This window comes from Photobacterium angustum (assembly GCF_003026365.1).
GTDB classification, from domain to species: Bacteria; Pseudomonadota; Gammaproteobacteria; order Enterobacterales; family Vibrionaceae; genus Photobacterium; species Photobacterium angustum.
Map to the genome: position 1 here is coordinate 51,117 of NZ_PYOM01000009.1, position 21,082 is coordinate 72,198.

The window sequence follows — 21,082 nt, forward strand, 5'->3', positions numbered from 1 at the left end:
CATGCGTTTATCGCCAAAAAGCACATTTGGTCGAACGTTAATCCTATTAGCTGGCTTGCTTATCGCAAGCCAGATTTTTTCGTATCTGACCATAGTTAATTACGCCTTATTACCCAGCATTCAGCAATTCAACCGCATCTTATCTTATGAAGTAAAATTGATGCTTAACGATGAATTGGCGATGCCGGATGATCAATGTGTACATCTTGACCGTCCTCTTCGTCGCAAACTATTAGAAGAGTTAGGTCTAACCTTAGTCGCACCTGATAGTGACGCAGCAAAACCTTTCCATGATGCTATGCATATTGGTTATCTCAGTGAGCAGATGACCAAAGATCTTGGTTCGCCAACCGATGTTCGTTTATTGCTCGGTGCTGACAGTTATGTACTGTGGCTAAAAACAGATGCGATGCCGAATTTCTTAATGCGAGTCCCGTTATCGGAACTGCAAGAAGAAGACTTTGCGCCGCTATTTCGTTATAGCCTGATCATTGCCTTTCTTGTGATTGCTGGCGGCTGGTTATTCATTCGGATCCAAAACCGTCCATTAATGGAGTTGGAACAGGCCGCACTTATGGTGGGCCGTGGTGAAACGCCACCACAACTGCCTGAGCAAGGCGCTTCTGAAATTCGTTCGGTAACCAAAGCCTTTAATCAGATGTCACAGGGTATTAAACAGCTAGAAGAAGATCGCGCGCTGTTAATGGCAGGTGTCAGCCATGACTTACGTACGCCATTAACCCGTATTCGTCTGGCTACAGAAATGATGTCACCTGAAGATAGTTATTTAGCGGAATCGATGATCACTGATACGGAAGAGTGTAACGCGATCATTAGTCAGTTTATGGATTATCTAAAATCGACTAAAAAGCAGGAAGAAGAAGATCTTGATCTGAATACCTTGCTGATTGATGTTGCGCATACTGAAGGCAGTTACGGTAAAACTATTGATCAGCAACTCGGTGAGATCCCTGGAACGGTTTCCGCTAATGCGGTTGCGCTTAAACGTGCTGTCGCAAACCTTGTGGTGAACGCACAACGCTACGGTAAAGGCTGGGTGAAGATATCGAGTGGGGCTTCTGCTGATCGTAAATCTGTATGGTTTTGTGTTGAAGATGATGGTCCGGGTATTGCGCCTGATCAGGTCAATAAGATGTTCCAACCCCTTACGCGTGGTGATTCAGCTCGCGGTAGTGAAGCGGAAGGGACAGGATTAGGACTTGCGATTGTGAAGCGTATTGTTGATCAGCATGATGGTGTTATTTTAGTACGTAACCGCAGCGAAGGTGGTTTACGTGTTGAAGTAACGTTACCACTACATAAAATGAAGTAAGTCAGCAAATAAAAAAGCCCATATTACCGCTCGGTAATGTGGGCTTTGTTGTATTTGTACTTTACCAATAACTAAGCGTTTGAGTAGTTTTCTCGTTGTCCTAGCCAACGATCAATGATTGCTTTGGCGTTATCGGGGTAACTGTCATGAATATAGCGAGCCAGCTTCTGCACTTGTGGGATAAGGTATTGGTCACGGATCAGATCGGCGACTTTAAATTCAGCAATACCGGTTTGTTTAGTACCCAGTAATTCACCCGGACCACGAATTTCTAAATCTCGCTGGGCGATCACGAAACCATCACTGCTTTCACGTAATACCCCTAAACGCTTTTGCGCGGTTTTAGATAGGGGGGCGTGATAAAGCAATACACAGTGACTCGCAACCTTTCCTCGACCGACACGGCCACGTAGCTGGTGGAGCTGCGCTAAGCCTAATCGTTCAGGGTTTTCAATCACCATTAAACTGGCATTAGGCACATCCACCCCGACTTCAATCACGGTTGTGGCTACTAACAAATCCAGCTCGCCAGCTTTGAAGCTTGCCATCACCGCTTGTTTTTCTGCGGCTTTCATTCGCCCGTGTACTAAGCCAATTTTTAAATCAGGCAGTAAGCCAGTCAGTTCATCGGCAGTATCTGAGGCGGCTTGGGCTTCTAACACTTCAGATTCATCAATCAAGGTACATACCCAATAGGCTTGGCGTCCTTCATTAACGCAAGCCGATCGAATACGCTCGATAATTTCAGGGCGGCGGGCATCGGGTAAGGCAACGGTTTGGATCGGTGTTCGGCCGGGTGGCAGTTCATCAATGACCGAGGTATCCATATCGGCGTAAGCTGTCATAGCAAGAGTGCGTGGAATGGGGGTTGCTGTCATGACTAACTGGTGTGGGTAGCGACCTTCATTGGCGCCTTTCTCTCGTAGCTCTAAACGCTGATGGACACCAAATCGGTGTTGTTCATCGATAATGACGAGCGCTAAATTTTCAAATTTAACGTGGTCTTGGAATAAAGCATGAGTGCCGACCACCATCTTTACTTCACCGCTAGCAATACGGGCAAGTTCAGTTTCGCGCGCTTTGCCTTTCAGCTTACCTGCCATCCAGCCAACCTGAATCCCCATTGGATTAAGCCAGTTGGCAAAGTTGATGGCATGCTGTTCTGCCAGTAACTCTGTTGGTGCCATTAAGGCGACTTGAAAGCCATGTTCAATGGCACGTAGGGCGGCAAGAGCGGCAACTAAGGTTTTACCTGAGCCAACATCACCTTGAACTAAACGCATCATAGGCTGCGGCTTGATAAGATCGGCTTCAATGTCAGCGACAACACGTTGTTGAGCACTCGTTGGAGAGAACGGAAGACTATCGAGCAGTTGCTGCTTTAATGAATCTTTCGCGGCAAGTGGCCAAGCACTATGTTGTTGTCCCTTACTACGTAGTGCCAGCATCGATAAATTTTGCGCCAACAACTCTTCTAAAATTAATCGGTGTTGAGCAGGATGCTTACCTGCTTCTAATTGATCTAATGAGATATCAGGTGTTGGACGATGCATCGCACGTAATGCCTGCGCAAGCGTCATTTGACGGTCGTATAAACCTTCTGGCAGTAGTTCTGTCACCGCTGCCTTATCTAGCAAGTTGAGCGCTTGGTCGGTTAGGTTACGCAGGGTTAGTTGACGTAAGCCATCAGTGGTTGGATAGACTGGTGTTAAGGTTTCTTCAACACTAAGCTCGGTCGGCTCTGAGAAAATACGGTAATCCGGATGAATGATCTCAAGCCCGAATTTACTGCCTTTGATTTCGCCGTAAGCCTTAACTTGTTTTCCTTCAGCAAAGCTATTTTTCATTGCCGCATTGAAATTAAAAAAGCGTAGCGTGACAGAGCCAGTGCCGTCTCCAATTTTTACTGCCAGCATTTTACGTTTACCAAAAGTAATGCTGGTATGGTGGACTTCACCTTGAACTGTTAAGTGTTGCCCCGGCATGGCTCGATTGATAGGCCAAATACGAGTGCGATCCTCATAGCGCAATGGTAAGTGAAACAGTAAGTCTTGGACATTATGGAGCCCAATCTTTTCTAGTTTCTCTGCCATTTTTGCTCCAACGCCAGACAGTTCAGCTAGCGAAATGGTATTGAGGAGTTGTCCGCTCATTACTCGTTATTCTCCATTACGGGTTGGCGTTTTTTTACTTTCTTCGCTTGCATAGCTGCCCACCATGCTTCATCAGCGACAATCTGACCTTCATCATCTAATTGTGGGTAAGGTAAGCCTTTTTGTTGTGCGACTTTGGCAAGTACAGGATGCCCGCGTTCAAATAGGATTCGGTTAACGACTTCATCTGGCAGTAAGGTTTTTTCACGCTCATACATACCCGCATTTTGACGTTGGCGTTGTGCTTCGTACAAAATCAACGCGCTTGCGACTGACACATTTAATGACTGCACCATGCCGACCATTGGAATGATGATATCTTGATCCGCCATCGCTAGCGCTTCAGCTGTGATCCCGTTTTTCTCTCCGCCTAAAATAATCGCTGTTGGCTTGGTGTAATCAACATCACGAAAATCAATCGCAGTATCAGATAGGTTTGTAGCTAGTACCTGCATGCCTTGATTTTTTAATGCTTGCACGGCTTCAACCATAGAATCATGGGTATCTAATTCAACCCAGTTACGCGCACCAGCTGAAGTATGGCTTAAGACTTTCATCCCTTCTTTGGGCCAAACGGCATGGACTTTATGTACACCGACAGCATCAGCAGTGCGGATTATCGCTGAGACATTATTTGGTTTGTGGACTTCTTCCATACATACCGTCAGATCGGGCTGACGCGTTGCCAATACTTGGTGGATACGTTGAAAACGATCTGGGGTCATGGATGTTACCTAATGAAAAAAATGAGATAGGTTAATGATAATAAGGCTTTATTGCCAAATACACAAAACGCCCAATAAAGGGCGTTTTTATGATGAAAAATATAGCGTATCTTATCGCTTAGTTTTTCTGGCGCGCGACACGTACGACATTTGGCATAATACGAATTCGACGCATAATGTTGGCTAAATGAATACGGCTACGTGTGGTTAACTTAACGGTGATGGTGTATAAACGACCATCTTTTTCTTCCGTCGCTAAGCCTTGAATATTCGAGCCTGTCGCAGCAATAGTGTTGGTGAGATCGGCTAACGCACCTTGGTGGTTTTGCATGTCGACTTTCAAACTGGTAACAAATTCCTGATCGAAGTCTTCACTCCATTCTACCGCCATGTACTTATCCGGCTCTTTACGATGACTACGGACATTGGCACATTCTTCACGGTGGATCACTAAGCCTTTACCGGGACTAACATGGGCAATGATCGGATCGCCATGGATCGGATGACAGCAGTTAGCAAAGGTTAATAAAATGCCATCAGCGCCTTGAATCGGTAAGCGACGATCACTTTCTTTTGGTGTGAGTTCATCGACATTGCCTAATAAACGACGAGCAATGACGACACTCATCACTTCACCTAAACCAATTTCAGCGAGAAGATCATCCATTGAGCTAAGTTTGAGATCAGACAATACTTTGGTGATATTTTCACTAGCAATACTATCGATATTAGTGCCACCAAGTGCATGGTTTAGCAAGCGACGACCTAAAGTAATCGATTCATCACGACGCATGGTTTTCAGCACTTGACGGATTTTAGTACGGGCACGGGAAGTCACCACGTAGTTAAGCCATGCTGCGTTAGGTCTAGCGCCAGGAGCACTGATAATATCAACCGTCTGACCATTTTTAAGTGGTTTACTTAGTGGATAAGGTTGACGATCAACGCGAGAGCCAACACATGCATTGCCGACATCAGTATGAACGGCGTAAGCGAAATCCACCGCAGTTGCACCAACAGGCAACTCAACAATACGGCCTTTCGGGGTGAAAACGTAAATCTCGTCAGGGAAAAGATCCGATTTTACATTTTCAATAAATTCAAATGAGCTACCTGCACTTTGTTGAAGTTCAAGCAAGCTTTGCATCCAACGTTGGGCTTTAACTTGCGCGGTGGTACCTGAGCTTTCGCCATCTTTGTAGGTCCAGTGCGCTGCGACGCCTTTGTCTGCCATTTGATCCATGTCTTCAGTACGAATCTGTACTTCAACGGGAACACCATGAGGGCCAACAAGCGAGGTATGCAGCGATTGATAGCCATTGGCTTTCGGGATCGCAATGTAGTCTTTCATGCGGCTAGGACGCGGCTTGTACAAGTTATGTACTTGTCCTAATACGCGGTAGCAGGTATCTAAATCACTCACAAGTACACGGAAAGCATAGATATCCATGATGGAGTGGAAGCGCTGCTCTTTGTTCTTCATCTTGTTATAGATAGAGAACAAGTTTTTCTCACGACCTAATACGGTAGCGTGAATTCCCGCATCACTGAGGCGCCCCTCAATTTCAGCGTGAATTTTATTGATCATCTCTTTACGGTTACCACGCGCAGCAGCTACCACTTGCTTTAATACACGGTAGCGATTTGGGTATAACGCTTCAAAGCCAAGCTCTTCAAGTTCAGATTTGATGTTATGGATACCCAGACGGTGGGCAAGAGGAGAGAATATTTCAAGAGTTTCGCGGGCAATACGACGACGTTTATCGGGGCGAAGTGCGCCGAGTGTTCGCATATTGTGGGTACGGTCAGCCAGCTTAATCAAAATTACGCGAATATCATGAGCCATTGCCATGATCATTTTGCGGAAGTTTTCAGCTTGTGCTTCTTTTCGATCGCGAAACTTTAATTTATCGAGTTTCGATACGCCATCGACCAATTCTGCGACAGTGTCGCCAAAACGGCTAGCGAGATCTTCTTTCGTGACCTCGGTATCTTCGATAACGTCATGAAGCAATGCCGCCATGAGCGTTTCAATATCGAGACGCATTTCCGCCAAGATGCGAGCAACCGCAACGGGGTGGATAATATAAGGCTCGCCAGTGGAGCGAGTTTGCCCTTCGTGTGCGTCGCGAGCAACGAGGAAAGCCTGCCGAAGAGCCTCTAGCTGAGGCTCTGGCAGGTACTCGATTGCGACTTCTTTCAGGCTATCAAAAAGATACAATTCGCCCGGTTCCCTGATTAACGGTGGTCGCCAGCAATAGCACTAACTGCTGCTAATTCAGCAGCTTCTTGCTCTTGCAGTTCCTGACGCTCACGAGCATCAAGGATATCTTTAGTAATTAGGCCTTCTTCGATTTCACGAAGTGCAATTACTGTGTACTTGTCGTTTTCTTCAGGAACCAATGGATCCTTACCGCCTGTTTGCATTTGACGTGCGCGGCGAGCAGCAATTTGGATCAGATCGAAACGGTTGCCAATTTTATCAACAGCGTCTTGAACGGTTACGCGTGCCATGGAGGACTCCAGTGGTTATTAAATTAGGAATAGAAAATTGTACAAAATAACTTACTGATCTGCTAGTAGTGCAGACAACATGCTCTTATATTTAGCAGCTTGTTTGTCTTGCTTCAATCGTTCAGCACGAATAATTGCTTTAAAATCGATTAAAGCGACATCAAAATCATCATTTACGATAACATAATCATACTCATCGTAGTGTGAGATCTCTGAACGAGCTTCTTGCATACGACGCTCAATAACAGCTTCGCTATCTTGACCGCGCGTATTCAGACGACGCTCTAATTCCTCTTTTGAAGGAGGAAGGATGAATAAGCTCTTAGCCGCAGGCATTTGTGTGCGAATTTGACGCGCACCTTGCCAGTCGATATCAAGGAATACATCAATTCCTTTATTTAATTGCTCTTCGATCCATGGGCGTGAAGTGCCATAGTAGTTGCCGAATACTTCTGCATGTTCAAGGAATGCACCTTGTTCTACCAAGTCAGTAAATTCTTCTACGCTAACGAAATTGTAATGAACACCGTGTTCTTCACCCGGACGCATGCCACGAGTTGTGTGGGACACGGATACTTTCATGTCATAGGTCGGGTTTGTTTCAAGAAGTGCATTAATCAGACTTGATTTACCAGCACCGCTTGGGGCCGACACGATGTATAGAGTACCTTTGCTCATTGCCTATTTTCACTCAGTGATAGAAGGGCGCGAAGATTATCATGATCTGCGCATAATTGAAATTAGCTAATTGCTGGAAAATTCATCTTTTTGTGCGATATAGCTTAAGCCTAGTTGGCTTTAATGCGTTTTTCATAATTGCAGCAGCTAATCAACAACAATCAAGGAAGCCATGACTTCCTTGATTGAGCGATTATCGAGTTATTCGATATTCTGGATTTGTTCGCGCATTTGTTCAATCAATACCTTAAGTTCAACTGCAGAAGCTGTGACTTCAGTGTTGATTGATTTTGATGCGAGGGTGTTAGATTCACGGTTGAACTCTTGCATCATGAAGTCTAAACGACGGCCACATGCGCCACCTTTTGCGATGATTTTTTGGGTTTCTTTTACATGAGAATCAAGGCGATCAAGCTCTTCTGCGACATCACTCTTTTGAGCGAGCATGATCAGCTCTTGTTCAATGCGGTTAGCATCAAGATCAACTTTTGCTTCTTCAAGGCGAGACATAATGCGCTCACGTTGCCAGTTGATGATTTCTGGCATCATAGTGCGTACTTTGGTCGCTTCAACCGAAATAGCATCCAAGCGTTGGTCGATAAGCTGTTTCATGTTATCGCCTTCGCTTGCACGTGCAGCAATGAAGTCATCCATAGCGAGTTCAAAACCCGTCAGTAGATCTTTGTTAATCGCATCTAAATCTTGCTCTGGCGCTTCCATCACACCAGGCCAATTAAGGACTTGGAATGGACCGATATTACCTTCACCTGCGGTTTCTTTTACCCATTTAGCAGCGGTAATAACTTGCTTTGCTAACGCTTCATTAATAGTTAGCTCTGTGTTTGCGGCAATATTGGCTTCAAAACGTAGATTACATTCCACTTTACCGCGAGCAAGACGTTTACGGAAACGCTCACGTAGTACTGGCTCTAAGCTACGAAATTGCTCAGGCATACGAATGTAGGTTTCAAGATAACGTTGATTAACTGAGCGGATCTCCCACACAGCAGTACCCCAATCGCCTTTAATTTCGCGACGGGCATAAGCAGTCATACTATGGATCATGGCTTGTGGCCTTTTAGTTGAGAATGGTGCGACGACTAACTTACCGTTACCCACGATAAGTCTTAATTATTCATAACAGGATGCGTCGTTACCGGGTGTTGAGATTATATGCGATATTGGCCTCAAGGGGCTACTGTTTGTCAGCTTACGTTATCGTTTTCTCGTGCACTGAGATTGAGTTATCGCTATAATCGCCGGTTAATATCATCCAGCCAAAGGGAAATCCCGATGCGTCCAAGCGGAAGAAGTGCGACTCAAGTTCGTCCAATCACTATTACTCGCCAATATACAGCCCATGCTGAAGGTTCAGTACTGGTTGAGTTTGGTAATACCAAGGTTATTTGTACCGCGAGTGTAGAAGAAAATGTTCCGCGCTGGTTAAAAGGCAAAGGCCAAGGCTGGGTGACAGCTGAATATGGCATGTTACCTCGTGCTACGCATACTCGTAATCGTCGTGAAGCTGCGAGTGGCAAGCAAGGTGGACGTACGATGGAAATCCAACGTCTTATCGCACGTAGCTTGCGTGCTGCGGTTGATTTAAACGTATTAGGCGAGCAGATGATCACCGTTGACTGTGATGTTATTCAGGCTGATGGTGGTACACGTACCGCATCTATTACTGGTGCGATGGTGGCACTAGTTGATGCAGTTAATTACATGCTAGAGAAAGGCATGATTAAGAAAAGCCCACTGAAAGGTATGGTAGCTGCGGTATCTGTGGGTATCTATAAAGGCGAACCTATTTGCGATCTTGAATATCTTGAAGATTCTGCTGCTGAAACCGACATGAATGTGGTGATGACAGAAGAAGGCAAGATGATTGAAATCCAAGGTACTGCCGAGGGTGAAGCCTTTAGCCATGAAGAATTACTGGCAATGCTGGCTCTGGCGAAAGACGGTATAACCGATATTATTTCGATGCAGAAGCAAGCGTTAGAAAATTGATATTAAGCGGTTCCTATTGGGAACCGCTTTTTTTTTAGCTAAAACTGAATATCAAGTGGAGTACTTGTTGGTTTTAGTTGTTACCTGAGAGTGTTAGGTAACAGGTACATTGTTAAAACACAGAGAAGTAGTTTAAGGAGACACAATGAAAGCATATCAGCGTCAGTTTATTGAATTTGCCCTAGAGAAAGGTGTATTAAAATTTGGTGAGTTCACATTGAAGTCAGGTCGTAAGAGTCCGTACTTCTTTAATGCTGGCTTATTTAATACCGGTCGTGATTTAGCACGTCTTGGTCGTTTTTATGCTGAAGCTTTAGTTGATGCCAAGATTGAATTTGATGTGTTGTTTGGCCCAGCTTATAAAGGGATCCCGATTGCAACAACAACGGCAGTTGCCCTAGCTGATCACCATGATGTAGATACGCCATACTGTTTCAACCGTAAAGAAGCAAAAAATCACGGTGAAGGTGGCAACTTAGTCGGCAGCGCACTAGACGGTCGTATTATGTTGGTTGATGATGTGATCACGGCAGGTACGGCGATTCGTGAGTCAATGGAAATCATTAAAGCGAATGGCGCAGATTTAGCTGGCGTTTTAGTGGCGATTGATCGTCAAGAAAAAGGCCAAAGTGAATTATCTGCGATTCAAGAAGTTGAACGTGACTTTGGTTGTGCGGTTATTTCAATTGTCTCGCTAGGCGATGTGGTGACCTACCTTTCTGAGCAAGCAGGCATGGAACAACATCTTGAAGCGGTAAAAGCGTACCGTGCTGAGTATGGTGTATAAATACAGCTTAAGAAAAAATAGATAATAAAAAAGCGAGGGCAGAGGCTCTCGCTTTTTTGTGCCCGTCAACTAAGTATTATCCTAATTGCGCACTTAATAGCTCCCAGTACTCATCAAAGTTTGCCGTTGGCTTGTATTTGAAGTTAGAGCGAACGTAGCGGTTTAAACTGCCTTCTACTTGACCTAGAAGTTGTGCTGCTAAAACTGACTCATCAACAGGAAAGCCTTTACCTTCACGAATTTTACGCTCTTTTAAGATCTGGCGAAGTTGCGATTCAACACGTTCGAACAGTTGATTAATACGAGATTGAAGACGATCTTGTTCAAACATCAGAGCATGGCCAGTCATGATACGAGTTAAACCAGGGTTACGCTCAGCAAACATGAGGATGAACTGCATCACCATACGTAAGCGGTTCAGTGTATCTTTTTCATCATCTAAAATGCGGTTAATACGCGTGGTAATTGAATCTTCAATAAATTCAATTAACCCTTCAAACATACGCGCTTTGCTTGGGAAGTGGCGGTAGAGTGCAGCTTCTGAAACTCCAACATTCGCGGCTAGCATTTTGGTCGTGATGCGTTGACTGCCTTGGTTAGACTCCAGCATATGCGCTAAGCACTGAAGTATTTCCTCGCGGCGATTGTTCTTTTTGGTGCCTGCCATGAATTATCTTTCCTTTACAAAATGAGACTGTCCATGGACAGTATGAAACCCGCCTATCTTAGCGATGCCTTGGCGTTGTGAAAAGTAGCGCAATCGAAATGTACGTATTTTTATTCGCAAAAAAAGCGCAAGCTGAAGAGGTTGCGCTTTGCTTTAATATGTTGCCTTTATTTTATCATCAAAATTGATAATACAAGGCTAATTAGATCACGCTTTTTTAACATTAATAGCGACTAGCTACGGCCTGAATGACCAAAACCACCTTCGCCACGATCTGTGCTATCGAAATCATCAACAATATTAAACTGCGCTTGTACCACAGGTAAGAAAACCAGCTGAGCAATACGATCACCCGGCTCAATAGTAAATGTGGTTTCACCTCGGTTCCACACCGACACCATTAATTGACCTTGGTAATCAGAATCAATAAGGCCAACAAGATTTCCCAAAACTATACCGTGTTTATGGCCAAGGCCTGAGCGAGGCAGGATGGTTGCCGCAAGATTTGAATCGCCAATATGGATCGCAAGGCCTGTTGGTACAAGATGAGTCTCACCCGGTGCGACGGTTAATGCTTCATCTAAACAAGCGCGTAAATCTAAACCAGCAGAACCTTCGGTTGCATACGCTGGAAGTGGGAATTCATTGCCGACGCGTGGGTCAAGAATTTTCAGATCAATACTATTCATATTTCGCTCTATTGTTTCGCTTGTTGGTAAAGATTAATAATTTCATTGACTAATTGCAGCCCAAGCTCTGATTTGGCAGCAAGAGGTAGTGCTTTATCACCGTTAGACCAGTAAAGGTGTAGCGCGTTGTTATCACTATTAAAGCCTTGGTCTTGTACCGACACATCGTTGGCACAAATCATATCAAGGTTTTTCTTTGCCAGTTTACCACGTGCATATTGCTCAACATCTTGTGTCTCTGCAGCAAACCCGACCGTAAATGGACGGTTTTCTGTTAAGGCTGCTACGCTGGCAACAATATCTGGGTTCTTCACTAACTGAATCACCATGTCATCATTGCCGTCTTGCTTTTTCATCTTTTGAGTTGCGAGATGAGCTGGACGGAAATCTGCAACGGCAGCACAAGCAATAAAAATGTGGTGATTAACGGCATGTTCAAGTGCCGCTTGGTGCATCTCTTGGGCACTACTGACATTAATACGCGTTACACCATCAGGTGTGGTTAAATTTACTGGGCCACTGATTAGGGTGACGTTTGCACCACGCTTAGCTGCAGCTTGAGCAATGGCATAGCCCATTTTTCCTGAGCTGTAGTTACTTAAATAACGTACTGGATCAATCGCTTCTCGTGTAGGACCTGCTGTTACCACAATGTTTAGACCACTAAGGTCTTGTGGCTGAAAAAAGTCTTCGCAGCAATGTACTAGTTGCATGGGTTCTAGCATACGACCAGGGCCTACATCACCGCAGGCTTGCTCACCACTTGCTGGTCCCCAAATACGGCAGCCGCGACGTTGTAAGGTGGCAATATTCTCTTGTGTTGCGATATTGCGGTACATTTGCTGATTCATCGCAGGGCTAACAGCGATTGGTGCATCGGTTGCGAGACAAAGCGTTGTCAGTAAGTCATTGCCCATCCCTGCACTCATTCGTGCAATCAGATCCGCTGTAGCAGGTGCTAAGAGAACTAAATCTGCCCATTTAGCTAATTCAATATGACCCATGGACGCTTCTGCGGAAGGATCTAGCAAGCTATCTGAAATGGGATGGCCTGACACGGCTTGCATGGTGAGTGGGGTTATAAACTCTTTTGCAGCTGTGGTCATGACAATGCGCACTTGCGCCCCACGTTCAATAAGTCGTCGGGTGAGCTCTGCACATTTGTAAGCAGCGATACCGCCGCTAATGCCGAGAAGAATTTTTTTTCCTGCCAGTGTTTGCATTCGTCTGCCTGTGTCTTGGGCTTATAAATTGGCAACAAGATACCACCAAAGTAATTTTTGATCATCGATTCGGATCAACTCTGAATTGAATGGAAAGTTGTGTGCCTCGCATTTTGAGTACTGAATATTTTATTGATTACTTTTTCGCTGTGACTGTTTTCTAAAAAAGCATCTTGTTAGGTTGTGCTAATGGTGTCGACTGTTCTGCTAGTGGTATATCAATGGGAGGGGTTATGTCATTAAAGCAATTGCCAGTCGCATCACGACCGCGAGAAAAGTTATTATCTCATGGCTCTGATGCATTAACCGATGCTGAATTATTAGCCATTTTTTTACGCACCGGTACTCAAGGAATGAATGCGCTGGAATTGGCGACCCATTTACTGCATGAGTTTGGATCTCTTCGAGCACTGCTTGGTGCTGAAAAACAGATATTTTGTCAGTTTAAAGGTTTGGGGCCGGCAAAATTTGCACAATTGCAGGCAGTTTTAGCGTTGAATGAGCGGTATTTAGAAGAAACTTTAAAAAAAGATGATGTTCTCACAAGTCCACAAAATACCCGTCGATATTTAGCGCGAAAATTACGTGATAAACAGCGTGAAGCCTTTTATATCCTGTTTTTAGATAACCAGCACCGAGTGATCACTGGAGAGGTTTTATTTGAAGGAACGATCGATTGTGCGAGCGTCTATCCACGTGAAGTTGTAAAAAGATCACTAGAACTTAATGCAGCAGCGCTCATTTTAGCGCATAATCACCCATCAGGCGTCGCTGAACCTAGTCAGGCTGACCGTCGAATAACGCGCAAAATCAGCGATTCGCTGGCTTTGGTCGATATTCGTGTTCTGGATCATTTTGTTGTTGGTGATGGGGAGATTATTTCTTTCACCGAGCTTGGTTGGTTATAAAATAGCCGATTTTTCGATAAAAAAGTGAGAAAGGATCTGCTCGGGACTTGAGCAACTGGTTTTGACTTAGTATAATGCGCGACCTTTGATAGCTGTAGTTATCTGTGAAAATTTTTTTTACAGTGAATTTCTACAGTAGATATCGAGCTGAAACGATTTGGAGAAGACAGTAATGTCCCGAGTATGCCAAGTAACTGGTAAGCGTCCTGTAACGGGTAACAACCGTTCACACGCACGTAATGCCACCAAGCGTCGTTTTCTGCCGAACCTGCAAACTCATCGTTTCTGGGTAGAAAGCGAAAAACGCTTCGTTAAACTACGCCTTTCTGCGAAAGGCATGCGTATCATCGATAAGAAAGGCATTGATGTCGTTCTTGGTGAAATGCGTGCTCGCGGCGAGAACGTTTAAGAGGATTTAAAGAATGGCTAAAGGCATTCGTGAGAAGATCCGTCTAGTATCATCTGCTGGTACAGGCCACTTCTACACTACCGACAAGAACAAGCGCAACATGCCAGGCAAATTTGAGATCAAGAAATTTGATCCAGTAGTTCGCCAGCACGTGCTTTACAAAGAAGCTAAAATCAAGTAATTGGTTTTATCACTCTTTGATAAAAACCCAGCCTCGCTGGGTTTTTTTATATCTATTACTTTCCAATTTTTATTCACTGACGACTTTTCTGTTCGTTATTTATCAGCCAATGGTGCAATGACTTCACTAGTGTTATCTTTATTTTCATTAAGATAAGACAGGAATAGATGAATGCGCTTAACTCGACGTGGCTGGAATAACATCATTATTATAGGTGTGCTGTGTTTTATCGCGATAATTAAATTGCCTGATTTACTTCGCGAACGATTTGCACCTAAAGAAGCGGTGACACAAACTGTTACCGAGCAAGTAAATAATATTCCCAATACTGTTTTTGTCCTCTCGCCAGATTTTTTGATTCAGCGAGTTGTTTTTCCACATTTTACGCTTAAGCAAAGTAATGGGCAGTGGCAAAGCTCGGCTAAGTTATCGACTTCAGCCAGTGAGTTAGTGCAACGTTGGCAACATCTACAAGGCACAGTGGTGGATGAAGCAACGATATCAAAGTTGAGTTTACAGCTACCACCTCCACAAACGATCGAATTTTGGGGGGAGCAACAAGTAGAACCTATTCGATTAACGGTTTATGCCTTGCCTAAATTTTGGTTGTTCAATAATGGTCAACAATGGATTGCTGTGTCTGTTGCTGCGGATTATCTGTTTCCGACATATTTATCAAATAACGAATAAAAACGAGATTGAGTCATGCCTGAATTACCAGAAGTAGAAGTGAGCCGAATGGGGATATCTCCTCATGTCATCGATCAAACGGTGAAACAAATTATTATCCGTAACCCTCGACTGCGGTGGCCTATTCCTGAAGCGATTAAAGCGATTGAAGGGCAAGTGATTCGTGGGGTGACACGTCGCGCTAAATACTTGCTGTTAGAAACCGATGTTGGCTATGCGATTGTACATTTAGGGATGTCTGGCAGTTTACGCGTTTTACCCGTAGGAACTCCAGTCGAAAAACACGATCACGTTGATTTGGTACTCACAAGTGGTGAAGTGCTGCGCTATAACGATCCTAGACGCTTTGGCGCGTGGTTATGGGAAGAGAAAGGGGTAACGCACCCTGTGCTTGAGAAAATGGGTCCAGAGCCGCTGAGCGACGAATTTAACGTGGAATACTTGTATGAAAAAGCTCAAGGGAAACGCACCGCAATAAAACAATTTATTATGGATAATCATGTGGTTGTTGGTGTTGGTAATATTTATGCCAATGAATCTTTGTTTGCGGCAGGTATTCACCCTAAACGTGCAGCGGGTAAAATCTCACTCGCACGGATGACGAAGCTGGTGGCAGAGATCAAATCGGTATTAGCCTTTGCCATTCAACAGGGCGGTACGACATTAAAAGATTTTAAAAACGCAGACGGAAAGCCTGGCTATTTTGCACAAGAGCTGCAGGTGTATGGTAAAGCAGGTAAACCTTGTCCAAAGTGTGGTAAGCCATTAAGTGAGACTAAAATCGGCCAACGTGCGACAGTGTTTTGTGTTGATTGCCAGAAGTAGGTTCGATTTTAGTTAACCTAACCATCATATTTATTGAGTCGGTTTGCTTAGGATTTCCCTTCGTTGATTGAGCTAAAATGTTATTATGCTCGCAGTTTTAAGGTTGAGTAACGCTGCTTGAAGCGTTATTGAGGATAGAAGTATGAAATATCTTGTTACCGGCGTCGCTGGTTTTATTGGTAGCGCAGTGACAGAGCGTTTATGTGCTCAAGGCCATCAAGTTGTAGGTATCGATAATCTTAACGATTACTATGATGTCTCACTCAAGCAAGCGCGTTTAGCTCGTATTGCTCATTCTAATTTCACCTTCATTGAATTAGATTTAGCCGATCGTGACGGTATTGCGAATCTATTTGCCGAGCAGCAATTTAACCGTGTGATCCATCTCGCAGCACAAGCGGGTGTGCGTTACTCAATTGATAACCCATTAGCTTATGCTGATAGTAACTTAGTTGGACATCTAACGATTTTAGAAGGTTGTCGCCATAACAAGGTTGAACACCTTGTTTATGCATCTTCAAGCTCAGTATATGGTTTAAATCATAAGACGCCTTTTAATACGGCTGATAGTGTTGATCACCCTATCTCACTGTATGCTGCTACTAAGAAATCGAATGAGTTAATGGCACATACTTATTCGCACCTTTATGGCGTACCAACCACTGGCTTGCGTTTCTTTACTGTTTATGGCCCTTGGGGGCGTCCAGACATGGCATTGTTTAAATTCACCAATGCAATTATGGAAGGGAAAGAAATCGATGTGTACAACCACGGAGATATGCGTCGTGACTTTACTTACATCGATGATATCGTTGAAGGTGTGATGCGTATTCAGGATGTGATCCCGCAGCCTAATGCTGATTGGACGGTAGAAGCGGGCTCACCAGCAACCAGCTCTGCACCTTATCGTGTGTATAACATCGGTCACGGTAGTCCTGTAAAACTGATGGATTACATTGAAGCGCTAGAAGAAGCGCTAGGTATTGAAGCGAAGAAAAACTTCATGGACATGCAGCCAGGTGATGTTTACATGACGTACGCAGATACAGAAGATTTATTTAAAGCAACCGGCTATAAACCTGAGGTTAAAGTTAAAGAAGGTGTAAAAGCCTTTGTTGATTGGTATCGAGAGTTTTATCAAAAGTAATTTTAAAAGGCCTAAAATTAGGCCTTTAATTATTACTTTTTAGTAAAATAATAATGAAGTGACATTCTAATGTCACGGTATGAACGGTAAATCTCTCTAAAGGACTTATAAATTAGTGATACTTCAGACTTAGCTGATGTTGGTTGTATTGTACTTGCTTGGTTATCATCATGTTCTATCGCATATGGTTGTATTCCTGTACACGATAAATTAGTTCTATAAGATTCACCTATAAAATTATCGACAGGGCAACGCCATTTTTTACTTTTTTCTATGAGTTTTTTTGCGCCAAGCGGACTAATACTATAGCCAACAGTTCCGATTAGATTCTCTTTCCATAATACTATTTGTAAGTCACTAAATTGCTCAATTACTTTAAACGGCCCTTGTTGCCCTTGTAATCGTAGGTATTCATATCCTTTACTATGAAGAACTGGCAGCTGAGTATATATGTCTTTAAAAAATTTTGTTGGTATACAATCGTCTTCTAGAATGACAATTGGCTGCTGTAATTCGATACATTTTTGCCAAAGACGATAATGACTAGCGTAGCAACCTTTTTCACCTGAAGATAAAGGGCGACTTCGAAAGTAAATTCTGTGTTTATCATCAGGACAATTAACTAGATCTTGAGGGAGTTCTTTTTTGCCGTCAATTGCAGAAAAGTACTCAAAATCAACACCAATATCTTTCATCTTTTTAGAAATAAAAGGGCGGCGATCTGAAGATGATGGTAAATTGATGACGAATATTTTCATATATTATGTCAATGACCTTAGTTTAAGCTTGCTATCTAGTTGTATAAATGAACACTGGATTCTATCAAAAAAAATTGAATACGGTAAGATTGATAATTTTCATATAGTATAAAATGTATACCCACAAGGGGTATACCTATTATTAAATTGAAAGATTAACCCTCGAAGTTTTTGTAATTAAAAACTTTTAAATGCCATTGTTGTACTATTTGGCTTATTTGACGATAAAGTGTAAAAAATCGCATAACGCGTGATTTTAATGTCTATTTAGCGAGCTTTTCCAGTAATGCTGTGGTGATCAGTGGATCAACAAACTGACTAACATCACCTTTATGTAGTGCAACTTCTTTAACTATGGTTGAAGAAATGAACGAGTTTTCTTCTGCTGGCGTTAAGAAGACGGTTTCAAGCTCTGGCATCAAGCGACGGTTCATGTTTGCGAGTTGAAATTCATATTCAAAATCTGAGACTGCGCGCAGACCTCGAACTAACACGTTTGCGTTGTGCTCTTTGGCAAAATTAACCAATAGCCCTGAAAAACCGACAATCTCGACATTAGGAAGATGTTGAGTTATAGATTGAGCCAGTGCAACGCGTTCATCTAAATCAAACAACGGCTTTTTACTTGGATTGTACGCTACACCAACAATGACCGTATCGAACATTGCGGCTGCGCGCTCAATCAGATCAAGATGACCATTGGTGATGGGATCAAAAGTGCCTGGATAAATTACGCGTGTGGTCATTTTTGTGTTCCTAAATATTTATCGATGCCATTAGGGCAATAAGTCAATTTATCATCAATGGTTTTTTGTAAAATAATGTCGTTGTCTGCAAGAGATTGACGTGAATTTTCTTTGTGATAAAGATGATATCCAACCCCAGCAAACTTTAAATATAAGCGTTGTAAACCGAGATTTAGCATTCGGTGAACAAATTCACTGTCTTCTCGTCCCCAACCAATAAAGTCTTCATTAAAACCATTCACTCGAATAACATCTTCGCGCCAAAATGCCATATTACAGCCACGGGTCGACTTATCATTATTACGAATGTAGGAAAACCATTGACTGAGCAAAGGATGGCTAATGCAATTGTGGCGATTACGAATCCCTGTTGATGTAATGGATGGTATCGCACCTTGATTCATGATTTTCTTACTGAATTCTAAATCAGTTAGTACGCGACCACCTTGTACAAACTGATGTTCTTTTGCTACTTTTGCATGCGAGGCTATAAAAGTTGAAGATAGCACCATATCACCATCGATCATGATCAGATAATGACCTTGGGCTTTAGCAATGGCTTCATTGCGACTTTTGGCCAGTTGAAATCCTTCGTCAGGGATCCAAGAATGAATTAATGGAGCTGGAAAAAACATTCGATATTGGTCAATTAATGCTTTGGTATCTTCACGAGACCCATCATCGGCAATGATCACTTCATCGGGTAGTTGTGATTGGCGCAGAACACTGTCTAAAACGGCACTTAAGGCTTCTTTCCAATTGTAGGTGGTAATGATCAAAGAAATTTTCATTGCGTTTTGTCCTGTTGTTCTCTAAGCCATAAATCAGTGTATTTAACGAATGTGGAGTGCATAGTCAGCCAAGCGAGAATAAATCCTCGGCGGCCGTCTAAAAAGCCTAATCGAATCACGTACATTTTAAGGAAACTGGCAAAAGCATGTAAGAGAGCCGTTGTAATGCTGCTTTTTTTTCGGCCTTCGCGTTCATCGGTCCATGCTTTGATGTATTTTGTCGTTTTTTCGATGTAATGATGCAGATTATCGTACGTATGATGATGCAGTCGTCCCGATAACTTTTGTTGTTGTGCATATTCTGGAATGATGACTTTTTCATGTACTAATGCATCGTTATATTGGGTGAACTGCGTTGAATACAATCGAACTAACCAATCGGGAGACCAACCTGAGTGATGAATAAATTGTCCAAATGCTGAGCTCAATCGATTAATCAAATAAACCGTCTTGTGATCCGGAGATTGTAGTACGTTTTCAATCGAGATTTTCAACTCTGGCGTCACTCGCTCATCAGCATCTAGCCACAGAACATAATCCGATTGAATGTATTGCTGTGCACGTTGGCGTTGAATGCCAAATCCTGGCCAATCATCAGAGACATAAAATTTATCGGTATATTGTCGTGCAATCGCTTCTGTTTTATCGGTGCTGCCTGAGTCTAAGATCACGATTTCATCAACCCAGTCTTTTACTGAGTCTAAACATGCCGCCAGATGCTTGGCTTCATTTTTTACAATCAGTGCAACAGCAAGGCTTGGTTTGGTGTTCTGTTGGTTCATTGTTTTCTCACTGTGATTGGGTCAAGGTTAATGAGTCGATGATGGTATCGAGTTGGGTGATAACATCATCAACAGAAATCGCAGCCATAATATCACTGCCTTTTACTCGTGCTCCCCAAGGAAGCTCTGAAACAGGTTTGCCATAATACTTTTCTGCAAATTGTCGATACACACTGACGACATATTGTTGGCTAAGATAAGGGCCTGTGCGTGTTGGATTACTATGCCCGTACAAACCGATCACTGGTGTGCCCTGTGTGGTTGCTAAATGGGCTGGACCTGAGTCAGGAGCGATAACAACCGTTGCGTATTTTAGCAATGCGGTTAATTGGATCAGGCTTGTTTTACCAATAAGGTTAGTAATAGGGTGATGACAATGTTGTATAATCTTCTCACCTAACGCTTGCTCTCGTTGCGTCGGTGAACCACATAGAATGACATTTAATCCTTTACTAACGGCGTGATCAGCAACGGCAGCATAGCGCTCTATAAGCCAGTTTCGCTCATCTTTACTTGCAGCAGGCGAGATGATCAATGTTGGTTTGTTAGTGTATTGCTGAGCAAAGGCAATATCTTCACTTGATAATGGGATCTGCCAATCTGGAGCCGTAAAAGGTACGCCTATGTAGCGAGCAAACTCAGCAAAGTTATCAAGTACATGAGGAGCATTTGTTTGTGGCAGCTTTCTATTCGTAAATAGCCATTGTCCCTCTTTGGCTCTTTGACGAGAGAAGCCGACTTTATAACGTGCTTTAATCCCTAAAGATAATAGGCTTGCACGCAGCGCGACTTGCATATCGAGTAGGGCATCAAACTTTTGACCTTTCAAGGTATTCCAAACTGCTTTGATCCCTTGCCAGCCTGCTTTTTTATCAAAACTGACCACCTTGATATGAGGCAGTTGACTTACAAGCTGAGCTTCTGTTTTTCCTACTACCCATGTAATACTGGTTTCTGGCCAATGTTTTTGGATGGCTTGTACTACAGCGATCGCATGACACACATCACCAATAGCTGATAGCCGTAAAATACAGATAGATTGAGGCGCAGTGGTAAACAAAGCCAT

Annotated in this window: 23 protein-coding genes; 9 read left to right on the forward strand and 14 right to left on the reverse strand. The window is 43.3% G+C overall.

Annotated features, from left to right (window positions below; all coding sequences use genetic code 11):
• The first annotated feature begins 1 nt into the window (after position 1).
• Positions 2-1,333, forward strand: a complete 1,332-nt coding sequence (envZ, locus tag CTN01_RS10815) for a two-component system sensor histidine kinase EnvZ (protein WP_045149849.1) — start codon at positions 2-4, stop codon at positions 1,331-1,333.
• Between the two features lie 71 nt (positions 1,334-1,404).
• On the opposite strand, the gene recG is transcribed toward envZ, so the two are convergent.
• From recG to CTN01_RS10845, 6 genes are all read right to left on the reverse strand, one after another.
• Complete coding sequence (recG, locus tag CTN01_RS10820; protein ID WP_045149850.1) at positions 1,405-3,486, reverse strand: ATP-dependent DNA helicase RecG; 2,082 nt, start codon at positions 3,484-3,486, stop codon at positions 1,405-1,407.
• A complete protein-coding gene (trmH, locus tag CTN01_RS10825; protein ID WP_045083816.1) occupies positions 3,486-4,211 on the reverse strand; it encodes a tRNA (guanosine(18)-2'-O)-methyltransferase TrmH in 726 nt (241 codons plus the stop codon). The genes recG and trmH overlap by 1 nt, the downstream gene beginning before the upstream one ends.
• Before the next feature lie 118 nt (positions 4,212-4,329).
• Positions 4,330-6,432, reverse strand: a complete 2,103-nt coding sequence (gene spoT / locus CTN01_RS10830) for a bifunctional GTP diphosphokinase/guanosine-3',5'-bis pyrophosphate 3'-pyrophosphohydrolase (protein WP_005371961.1) — start codon at positions 6,430-6,432, stop codon at positions 4,330-4,332.
• Positions 6,433-6,449: 17 nt separating this feature from the next.
• The gene (gene rpoZ, locus CTN01_RS10835) at positions 6,450-6,725 is read right to left on the reverse strand and encodes a DNA-directed RNA polymerase subunit omega (RefSeq protein WP_005371960.1); all 276 of its coding nucleotides are present in this window, start codon (positions 6,723-6,725) and stop codon (positions 6,450-6,452) included.
• A gap of 51 nt (positions 6,726-6,776) precedes the next feature.
• Complete coding sequence (gene gmk, locus CTN01_RS10840) at positions 6,777-7,403, reverse strand: guanylate kinase (protein WP_005371959.1); 627 nt, start codon at positions 7,401-7,403, stop codon at positions 6,777-6,779.
• Positions 7,404-7,604: 201 nt separating this feature from the next.
• Entirely contained in the window at positions 7,605-8,468 is an 864-nt protein-coding gene (locus tag CTN01_RS10845) for a YicC/YloC family endoribonuclease (protein WP_005371958.1), read from the reverse strand.
• A 228-nt stretch (positions 8,469-8,696) separates the two neighbouring features.
• On the opposite strand from CTN01_RS10845, the gene rph reads away from it, so the two are divergent.
• Together rph and pyrE are read left to right on the forward strand one after the other, a co-directional pair.
• Positions 8,697-9,413: a ribonuclease PH gene (gene rph, locus CTN01_RS10850; RefSeq protein WP_045149852.1), complete on the forward strand. Its 717-nt coding sequence runs from the start codon at positions 8,697-8,699 to the stop codon at positions 9,411-9,413.
• Between the two features lie 145 nt (positions 9,414-9,558).
• A complete protein-coding gene (gene pyrE, locus CTN01_RS10855; RefSeq protein WP_045149853.1) occupies positions 9,559-10,200 on the forward strand; it encodes an orotate phosphoribosyltransferase in 642 nt (213 codons plus the stop codon).
• Positions 10,201-10,276: 76 nt separating this feature from the next.
• Here the strand turns inward: pyrE and slmA are convergent, their stop codons facing one another.
• The 3 genes from slmA to coaBC all read right to left on the reverse strand — a co-directional run bounded on the left by slmA (position 10,277) and on the right by coaBC (position 12,779).
• Positions 10,277-10,867: a nucleoid occlusion factor SlmA gene (gene slmA / locus CTN01_RS10860; protein WP_005371955.1), complete on the reverse strand. Its 591-nt coding sequence runs from the start codon at positions 10,865-10,867 to the stop codon at positions 10,277-10,279.
• A gap of 233 nt (positions 10,868-11,100) precedes the next feature.
• Entirely contained in the window at positions 11,101-11,556 is a 456-nt protein-coding gene (gene dut, locus CTN01_RS10865) for a dUTP diphosphatase (RefSeq protein ID WP_045083821.1), read from the reverse strand.
• A gap of 8 nt (positions 11,557-11,564) precedes the next feature.
• The gene (gene coaBC, locus CTN01_RS10870) at positions 11,565-12,779 is read right to left on the reverse strand and encodes a bifunctional phosphopantothenoylcysteine decarboxylase/phosphopantothenate--cysteine ligase CoaBC (RefSeq protein ID WP_045149856.1); all 1,215 of its coding nucleotides are present in this window, start codon (positions 12,777-12,779) and stop codon (positions 11,565-11,567) included.
• 233 nt (positions 12,780-13,012) lie between these two features.
• On the opposite strand from coaBC, the gene radC reads away from it, so the two are divergent.
• The 6 genes from radC to CTN01_RS10900 all read left to right on the forward strand — a co-directional run bounded on the left by radC (position 13,013) and on the right by CTN01_RS10900 (position 16,939).
• On the forward strand, positions 13,013-13,687 hold the full coding sequence (gene radC, locus CTN01_RS10875; RefSeq protein WP_045149858.1) for a RadC family protein: 675 nt from the start codon (positions 13,013-13,015) through the stop codon (positions 13,685-13,687).
• A gap of 172 nt (positions 13,688-13,859) precedes the next feature.
• A complete protein-coding gene (gene rpmB / locus CTN01_RS10880; protein ID WP_005371944.1) occupies positions 13,860-14,096 on the forward strand; it encodes a 50S ribosomal protein L28 in 237 nt (78 codons plus the stop codon).
• A gap of 13 nt (positions 14,097-14,109) precedes the next feature.
• A complete protein-coding gene (rpmG, locus tag CTN01_RS10885) occupies positions 14,110-14,277 on the forward strand; it encodes a 50S ribosomal protein L33 (protein WP_005371942.1) in 168 nt (55 codons plus the stop codon).
• A gap of 171 nt (positions 14,278-14,448) precedes the next feature.
• Positions 14,449-14,967 (forward strand): hypothetical protein, encoded by a 519-nt coding sequence (locus CTN01_RS10890; RefSeq protein ID WP_045149860.1) that lies wholly within the window; start codon positions 14,449-14,451, stop codon positions 14,965-14,967.
• Positions 14,968-14,982: 15 nt separating this feature from the next.
• The gene (gene mutM, locus CTN01_RS10895) at positions 14,983-15,792 is read left to right on the forward strand and encodes a bifunctional DNA-formamidopyrimidine glycosylase/DNA-(apurinic or apyrimidinic site) lyase (protein WP_045149862.1); all 810 of its coding nucleotides are present in this window, start codon (positions 14,983-14,985) and stop codon (positions 15,790-15,792) included.
• Between the two features lie 142 nt (positions 15,793-15,934).
• A complete protein-coding gene (locus tag CTN01_RS10900) occupies positions 15,935-16,939 on the forward strand; it encodes an NAD-dependent epimerase (RefSeq protein ID WP_045149864.1) in 1,005 nt (334 codons plus the stop codon).
• 32 nt (positions 16,940-16,971) lie between these two features.
• On the opposite strand, the gene CTN01_RS10905 is transcribed toward CTN01_RS10900, so the two are convergent.
• The 5 genes from CTN01_RS10905 to CTN01_RS10925 all read right to left on the reverse strand — a co-directional run bounded on the left by CTN01_RS10905 (position 16,972) and on the right by CTN01_RS10925 (position 21,082).
• On the reverse strand, positions 16,972-17,697 hold the full coding sequence (locus CTN01_RS10905; RefSeq protein WP_045149866.1) for a glycosyltransferase family 25 protein: 726 nt from the start codon (positions 17,695-17,697) through the stop codon (positions 16,972-16,974).
• 263 nt (positions 17,698-17,960) lie between these two features.
• Complete coding sequence (gene coaD, locus CTN01_RS10910; protein WP_045149867.1) at positions 17,961-18,443, reverse strand: pantetheine-phosphate adenylyltransferase; 483 nt, start codon at positions 18,441-18,443, stop codon at positions 17,961-17,963.
• The gene (locus CTN01_RS10915; protein WP_045149868.1) at positions 18,440-19,234 is read right to left on the reverse strand and encodes a glycosyltransferase family 2 protein; all 795 of its coding nucleotides are present in this window, start codon (positions 19,232-19,234) and stop codon (positions 18,440-18,442) included. The genes coaD and CTN01_RS10915 overlap by 4 nt, the downstream gene beginning before the upstream one ends.
• Positions 19,231-20,016 (reverse strand): glycosyltransferase family 2 protein, encoded by a 786-nt coding sequence (locus CTN01_RS10920; RefSeq protein ID WP_045149869.1) that lies wholly within the window; start codon positions 20,014-20,016, stop codon positions 19,231-19,233. The genes CTN01_RS10915 and CTN01_RS10920 overlap by 4 nt, the downstream gene beginning before the upstream one ends.
• A gap of 7 nt (positions 20,017-20,023) precedes the next feature.
• Positions 20,024-21,082 (reverse strand): glycosyltransferase family 9 protein, encoded by a 1,059-nt coding sequence (locus CTN01_RS10925; RefSeq protein WP_045149870.1) that lies wholly within the window; start codon positions 21,080-21,082, stop codon positions 20,024-20,026.

Excerpts from the sequence above, each read along its gene's own strand:
- envZ (WP_045149849.1), top strand. The coding sequence starts at position 2 with ATGCGTTTATCGCCAAAAAGCACATTTGGTCGAACGTTAATCCTATTA.
- radC (WP_045149858.1), top strand. The coding sequence starts at position 13,013 with ATGTCATTAAAGCAATTGCCAGTCGCATCACGACCGCGAGAAAAGTTA.
- CTN01_RS10890 (WP_045149860.1), top strand. The coding sequence starts at position 14,449 with ATGCGCTTAACTCGACGTGGCTGGAATAACATCATTATTATAGGTGTG.
- CTN01_RS10845 (WP_005371958.1), bottom strand. The coding sequence starts at position 8,468 with ATGATCCATAGTATGACTGCTTATGCCCGTCGCGAAATTAAAGGCGAT.
- trmH (WP_045083816.1), bottom strand. The coding sequence starts at position 4,211 with ATGACCCCAGATCGTTTTCAACGTATCCACCAAGTATTGGCAACGCGT.
- CTN01_RS10925 (WP_045149870.1), bottom strand. The coding sequence starts at position 21,082 with ATGGCTTTGTTTACCACTGCGCCTCAATCTATCTGTATTTTACGGCTA.
- gmk (WP_005371959.1), bottom strand. The coding sequence starts at position 7,403 with ATGAGCAAAGGTACTCTATACATCGTGTCGGCCCCAAGCGGTGCTGGT.
- rpoZ (WP_005371960.1), bottom strand. The coding sequence starts at position 6,725 with ATGGCACGCGTAACCGTTCAAGACGCTGTTGATAAAATTGGCAACCGT.
- rpmB (WP_005371944.1), top strand. The coding sequence starts at position 13,860 with ATGTCCCGAGTATGCCAAGTAACTGGTAAGCGTCCTGTAACGGGTAAC.
- slmA (WP_005371955.1), bottom strand. The coding sequence starts at position 10,867 with ATGGCAGGCACCAAAAAGAACAATCGCCGCGAGGAAATACTTCAGTGC.
- coaD (WP_045149867.1), bottom strand. The coding sequence starts at position 18,443 with ATGACCACACGCGTAATTTATCCAGGCACTTTTGATCCCATCACCAAT.
- rph (WP_045149852.1), top strand. The coding sequence starts at position 8,697 with ATGCGTCCAAGCGGAAGAAGTGCGACTCAAGTTCGTCCAATCACTATT.
- recG (WP_045149850.1), bottom strand. The coding sequence starts at position 3,486 with ATGAGCGGACAACTCCTCAATACCATTTCGCTAGCTGAACTGTCTGGC.
- pyrE (WP_045149853.1), top strand. The coding sequence starts at position 9,559 with ATGAAAGCATATCAGCGTCAGTTTATTGAATTTGCCCTAGAGAAAGGT.
- CTN01_RS10920 (WP_045149869.1), bottom strand. The coding sequence starts at position 20,016 with ATGAACCAACAGAACACCAAACCAAGCCTTGCTGTTGCACTGATTGTA.
- CTN01_RS10900 (WP_045149864.1), top strand. The coding sequence starts at position 15,935 with ATGAAATATCTTGTTACCGGCGTCGCTGGTTTTATTGGTAGCGCAGTG.
- CTN01_RS10915 (WP_045149868.1), bottom strand. The coding sequence starts at position 19,234 with ATGAAAATTTCTTTGATCATTACCACCTACAATTGGAAAGAAGCCTTA.
- mutM (WP_045149862.1), top strand. The coding sequence starts at position 14,983 with ATGCCTGAATTACCAGAAGTAGAAGTGAGCCGAATGGGGATATCTCCT.
- dut (WP_045083821.1), bottom strand. The coding sequence starts at position 11,556 with ATGAATAGTATTGATCTGAAAATTCTTGACCCACGCGTCGGCAATGAA.
- CTN01_RS10905 (WP_045149866.1), bottom strand. The coding sequence starts at position 17,697 with ATGAAAATATTCGTCATCAATTTACCATCATCTTCAGATCGCCGCCCT.
- coaBC (WP_045149856.1), bottom strand. The coding sequence starts at position 12,779 with ATGCAAACACTGGCAGGAAAAAAAATTCTTCTCGGCATTAGCGGCGGT.
- rpmG (WP_005371942.1), top strand. The coding sequence starts at position 14,110 with ATGGCTAAAGGCATTCGTGAGAAGATCCGTCTAGTATCATCTGCTGGT.